At 48.3% G+C, this 4893-nt stretch carries 5 protein-coding genes and 1 pseudogene; 4 read left to right on the plus strand and 2 right to left on the minus strand.

All coding sequences use genetic code 11. The features are described from left to right. Nucleotides 1-372 precede the first annotated feature (372 nt). From Q0200_RS04060 to Q0200_RS04075, 4 genes are read left to right on the plus strand one after another with little or no spacing between them, the layout of a single operon-like run. Nucleotides 373-1446 (plus strand): transglutaminase-like domain-containing protein, encoded by a 1074-nt coding sequence (locus Q0200_RS04060; protein ID WP_297938049.1) that lies wholly within the window; start codon nt 373-375, stop codon nt 1444-1446. Next, nucleotides 1443-1772 (plus strand): aryl sulfotransferase, encoded by a 330-nt coding sequence (locus tag Q0200_RS04065; protein ID WP_297938052.1) that lies wholly within the window; start codon nt 1443-1445, stop codon nt 1770-1772. The genes Q0200_RS04060 and Q0200_RS04065 overlap by 4 nt, the downstream gene beginning before the upstream one ends. After that, entirely contained in the window at nt 1765-2025 is a 261-nt protein-coding gene (locus Q0200_RS04070) for a cation transporter (protein ID WP_297938055.1), read from the plus strand. The genes Q0200_RS04065 and Q0200_RS04070 overlap by 8 nt, the downstream gene beginning before the upstream one ends. Before the next feature lie 15 nt (nt 2026-2040). Then, nucleotides 2041-3318 carry a M20/M25/M40 family metallo-hydrolase gene (locus Q0200_RS04075; protein WP_297938058.1) on the plus strand — a complete coding sequence of 426 codons (1278 nt, stop codon included), beginning with the start codon at nt 2041-2043 and terminating at the stop codon, nt 3316-3318. Nucleotides 3319-3589: 271 nt separating this feature from the next. Here Q0200_RS04075 and Q0200_RS04080 read toward each other — a convergent pair whose 3' ends face one another. After that, complete coding sequence (locus tag Q0200_RS04080; protein WP_297938061.1) at nt 3590-4330, minus strand: TerB family tellurite resistance protein; 741 nt, start codon at nt 4328-4330, stop codon at nt 3590-3592. A 4-nt stretch (nt 4331-4334) separates the two neighbouring features. After that, a pseudogene (locus tag Q0200_RS04085) lies at nt 4335-4893 on the minus strand (hypothetical protein); the annotation flags it as partial.

A 4893-nucleotide genomic window follows, 5' to 3' on the forward strand; every position in this document is an offset into this window, starting at 1 on the left:
GCTACATGCCTTATCTTCGTCAAATTTTAACTTCAAAACCCCAAAAATCATCTCACGATACTTCGCCTTAACTTTTTCTATTCAAATTTGAAGTTAAGTGCTTAAATTTGACCCACCGAGACCAGCAGCTTAAAAATTCTAAAATTAAGCCGCTATGCAAATAAATACAACTTAACAACATAAATTTTAACCAAACAAAATTTAGCACTTTCTCGGTGTAGGTCTCGGCCGGTAAAATTTAAAAAATTATCCAAATTTGACTACGCCCAAACGACATGCGAAAACACCCCTATTTAAAGCCAAATTTAGCCTTTCGTTAGTAAAATACCGCCCGAGAGTTGCGGGGCAACTATTATTTATACAAGGCATTTCATGCAAAGACGCGATTTTTTAAGAAACACTGCGATTTTAGGCGCCGTTATGGCTACTCCAAGCACCGTTTTTGGAGGCGGCAAGGCTATGGGCAACAAGAGGGTTTTTGACCTCACTTTAAATCACGAAATTTTAGAGGCGGGCAAGAAAACCAGGCTGTGGATACCGCTGCCGTTCATCAGAGAGTATCAGAGCGTAAGCGACATCAAATTTGACGGCAATTTTGCCAATCCGTCGGTGAACTACGACGCGATACCGACGCTTTACGTGGATTACGCCGAGGTGGCAAAGCCGACGCTTAGCGTTAAATTTAGAGTCGAGACCCTCGAGCGAAACACCGACTTTAGCAAGGTTAAATTTAACCCGAACGAAAAGCTAAGCCCTGAGACGGAGTTTTATCTAAAACCTACTCAGCACATCCCAAACGACGGCATCGTAAAGCAAAAAGCCGATGAGATCACTAAGGGAATCAAAGGCGATCTGGAGCGCGCGAAAGCGATCTACACATGGGTGGCAAACACCATGCAGCGCGATAACAGCGTCCTAGGCTGCGGCACGGGCGACGTAAAAGCGATACTTGAAAGCGGCAAGCTAGTGGGCAAATGCACCGACATAAACTCCGTATTCGTTGGACTCTGCCGCGCCGTAGGTATCCCTGCGCGCGAGATTTTCGGTATCAGAGTAGGGCAGAGCAGATTTTCAAACGAGATGGGAAAGGCCGATGAGAAGGGTCTTGCAGCGATCTCGGGCGGTCAGCACTGCAGGGCTGAATTTTATCTAAAAGGCCACGGCTGGATACCTGTCGATCCTGCGGACGTCGCGAAGGTTCGCCTGGGCGAGAAGCTAAGCAACGACGATAGCAAGCTCGCCAAAGTACGCGAGTTTTTATTCGGCAACTGGGAGATGTGCTGGATCGGCTTTAACGACGCGCGCGACTTCGTCCTATCGCCGAAGCCTGCGGAATTCCCGCTAAATAACTTCGGCTATCCTTACGGCGAAGTGGACGACAACGTGCTAAATTACTATTCTCCAAAAGATTTTAGCTACGACTACAAGTCGCAAGAGCTCAAATGAAGGGCTTTTGGCTAGCTCTGGCGTCGGTAGTAAGCGCGCTTGCGGCGACTCTTTGCTGTCTGCCTGCGCTTTTGTTTTTGATTTTCGGCGCCTCATTTAGCCTGCTTAGCTCGGAAGCGATAGAGAGTCTAACTGAGCTAAGGCCCTATTTTACCGCACTTGCCGCGATCTGTTTTGCGGCGAGTGCGTTTTATTTTTTCAAAAAGCCAAAATCCTGCGACCTCGCAAATCGCCGTAAAAAGTGGATCTTCATCTACGTTTTTTTAGCTATTTTTGTGATTATTCTGCTATCATACCCCGAAGTTTTAGGAAAAATTTATGAATAAAATTCTATCTATTTTACTGCTTGCAAGCGTGGTGTTTGCAAATCAAAATTTCATCATCAAAGTCGAGGGGATGCACTGTCCGCTGTGTACTGCGATGGTGCGAAAAGCCCTGCTAAAGGTGGACGGCGTCATCAGCGCCAAGGCTAGCCTGCATGACAAAACCGCCCGCGTCGAGACGAAAGACGGCGTGAGCGAGAAGCAGCTGCTAGATGCGGTGGCTACGACTGGCTACACGGGCGAGATCGTTAAGTAAATTTAAGGAGCAAAAATGCAAAAAAACGAGGTTATGAACGATTTTAAGAGGCTGTGCGAGATACCTCACTGCAGCTTCGAAACGGAGCAGATGAGGGAGTTTTTAGCGGATTTTGCACGCTCTCAGGGCTTTAGCGTAAACGTTGATGAGGCTGGCAATATCCACGCCGTAAAGGGCGAGCCTAAAATTTGCTTGCAAAGCCACTACGACATGGTTTGCGTGGGCGCGGCGCCGAATTTAGAGCTGATCGAAGAGGACGGCATCCTAAGGGCGAAAAACTCGACTCTAGGCGCCGATGACGGTATCGGCGTGGTGATGATGATGGGCGCGATGCGGGAGTTTGCGAATTTAGAGTGTCTATTTACCAACGACGAAGAGGTCGGGCTCGTGGGCGCAAACGCCTTTAAAGGTAAAATTTTATCGCCGAATCTGCTAAATTTAGACAGCGAAGAGGACGACCGCGTGACGTTAGGCTGCGCCGGCGGTATAAACGTAAGCGCAAAAATAGGCGCGCAGACCGTTAAAAAGAGCGGTAAAATTTACGAGATCGGCGTAACGGGGCTTAGCGGCGGACACTCGGGTAACGAGATACATAAAAATATCCCAAATGCGACGAAGCTGCTAGCGAAATTCCTCGCCGAGGAGGGCTGCGAGCTAATCAGTCTGGATTTTGGCGAGAGGAGCAACTCGATCCCCGCAAATGCCGTGTGCAAGGCTCTCTGTGCGCATGAGCCGGCGCAGCGCGGCCTGGCGTGGGTAAAGAGCCTGGGCGAGGGCGAAGCGGACGTACTGGTAAACAGCGGTAAAATTTTGGCACTAATTAACTCATTCGCTCAGGGCGTGCGCAGCTACGACACGCAGCTTGGCATGGTAAATGAAAGCATAAATCTCTCGACCGTCAAGCAGAAGGGTGAAGTGATCGAGTTTGACTTTTTCGGACGCGCGATGAAGCGCGAAGGGCTTGAAAATCTGGGTTTTGAAACCGCTACGCTAGCTAGCGCGCTGGGCTTTGATGTGAGAGTAGCCGATCGCTCAGCGAACTGGGCGCCGCACGTCAGCGACTTCGCGCATCTGGTGCTTGAGGAGTTACAAAAACAAAAGCCGCAAGCGAAATTTGCCGCCGTGCATGCTGGCCTTGAGTGCGGCGTGCTGGTCGCAAAACAGCCTGAGCTGCAAGCCTGCTCCATAGGCCCCAACATCCATTCGCCCCACTCTGTAAACGAGCACTGTGAGATAGCGTCGGTGGAGATGATAGCGGAAGTCGTAAGAAATATAATCGCTAGACTTCAGTAGCTTAGGACGGCTTGTCTCTTGCGCGCCTTTAAATGAGCTAGAAATTTCCTCCCTCGATGAACTAAATGTTCTATCTTCGGTCTGAAATTTCGTCGCAACATTTAAATTCATCGCAAGATACCGCACCGAAATTTGATTAAATTTTTAATAACCCAAAAGCGTAGAATTTTGAGATGGATTTAAATGTTGTGCATAAAATTTTGGGCAAGGCTAGACAGATAGTCTGCCGCAGTCCCAAAATTTTCAAACTCATTTAAAGACGCTCAAAAGGCTAGCTTTTTTGTTTTATGGTTTCATACGCCTCATTTATCTCTTGCAGTTTTCTGGTACTTTTCTCTATCATCTCCTCGCTCTCGCCGCGCCCCATAAGGATATCGGGATGATATTTTTTTACGAGTTCGCGGTAGCGCTTTTTTACATCGTCAAACGGCGCGCCATCTTTTAGCCCGAGCACTGCGTACGGGCTTTTCGTGCGCATTTCATACGGATTTCTCCGCGTCTGCCTTTGATCGTAAAATGCCTCAAACCTTGCCAGTATCGCTTCAAAAACGCTCTCGTCAAGCCCAAATCCCAAAGCGATCTGCTCGATGACGTTATGCTCGCTTTTACTAAATTCGCCGTCTATATAGGCCAAATTTAGTAAAAAAGATATCTTCGCAGCCGCGGCGTCTTGGCCAAGACGGAAGCGATCTCTGTACTGCCGAGCGATAAAATAGGCATTATGCACCGTCTCTTTTTCGCGGTTATAGATCTGCTTTAGCTCCGCTCTCATCGCTGCGTCGTTACCGAGCCTTAGAGTGATATCATCTAGCGTCTCGCTGATGAGGCGAGCCTCTAGCTCATTTACCCTGCCGTCGCTTTTGGCGACTTTAGCAAGCAGGCTAACTAGAAATTTAGCCTCCTCAAACATCGCTCTTTTTTGCGAGCCGCCTAAATTTACGGGATTTTGGCTAAAATTTGAAACCAGATAGTAAATCCCGTAAAATATCAAAAACCAAAAAATAAAACTCAAAATATCACCATAAATGATAAATAGTATTTTTGAGTTTGCCGCCCACTAGCTCGTTTTTACGCCACGAGCTCTCGTCGTTCATCACGTTCCAGCGGCGCTCGTCGGGGCGATAGAACCAGTCTTTGTCGATCTGATAATAAATCTGCTTGCCGTTTGCCTCGATGATGTTGGCGATGTTGTTGTCGTGGTAGCTGTTCTCGTCGTAGTCGGTAAACGCGCGCTGTCCCATCTCGGAGTAAAGAAGCGTGAGCTCCTGAAGCATCTCGTTTAGCTCGTTGTCCATCTTTTGCACGTGCAGTCCGATCTCCTCGGCCTCGCGGAAAAGTATCGGATAATCATGCGCCGGATAGTCGCTGTTTAGGCGCTCGGAGATGTTTTGGATCTTTGATTCGTCGGTCATATGGTAGCGCAAAAGCTCGCAGCAAATCTTTAGCGAGAGCGAGCTAGCGCGGTCTACTGCGCCGAAAACCAGCGGATGGATGTAGTTGTACAGCGATTTATACGGGTTTTCGTCGTTGTCTTTCTCGTGCATTTTCCAGAGTTTTATCACGCGGTTTAGCTCG

The sequence above is a fragment of the uncultured Campylobacter sp. genome, from assembly GCF_938045225.1.
GTDB lineage: Bacteria > Campylobacterota > Campylobacteria > Campylobacterales > Campylobacteraceae > Campylobacter_A.

Bases quoted from the DNA above. Each gene is read 5' to 3' on its own strand.
- Q0200_RS04060 (WP_297938049.1), top strand. From the start codon at position 373: ATGCAAAGACGCGATTTTTTAAGAAACACTGCGATTTTAGGCGCCGTT.
- Q0200_RS04065 (WP_297938052.1), top strand. From the start codon at position 1,443: ATGAAGGGCTTTTGGCTAGCTCTGGCGTCGGTAGTAAGCGCGCTTGCG.
- Q0200_RS04070 (WP_297938055.1), top strand. From the start codon at position 1,765: ATGAATAAAATTCTATCTATTTTACTGCTTGCAAGCGTGGTGTTTGCA.
- Q0200_RS04075 (WP_297938058.1), top strand. From the start codon at position 2,041: ATGCAAAAAAACGAGGTTATGAACGATTTTAAGAGGCTGTGCGAGATA.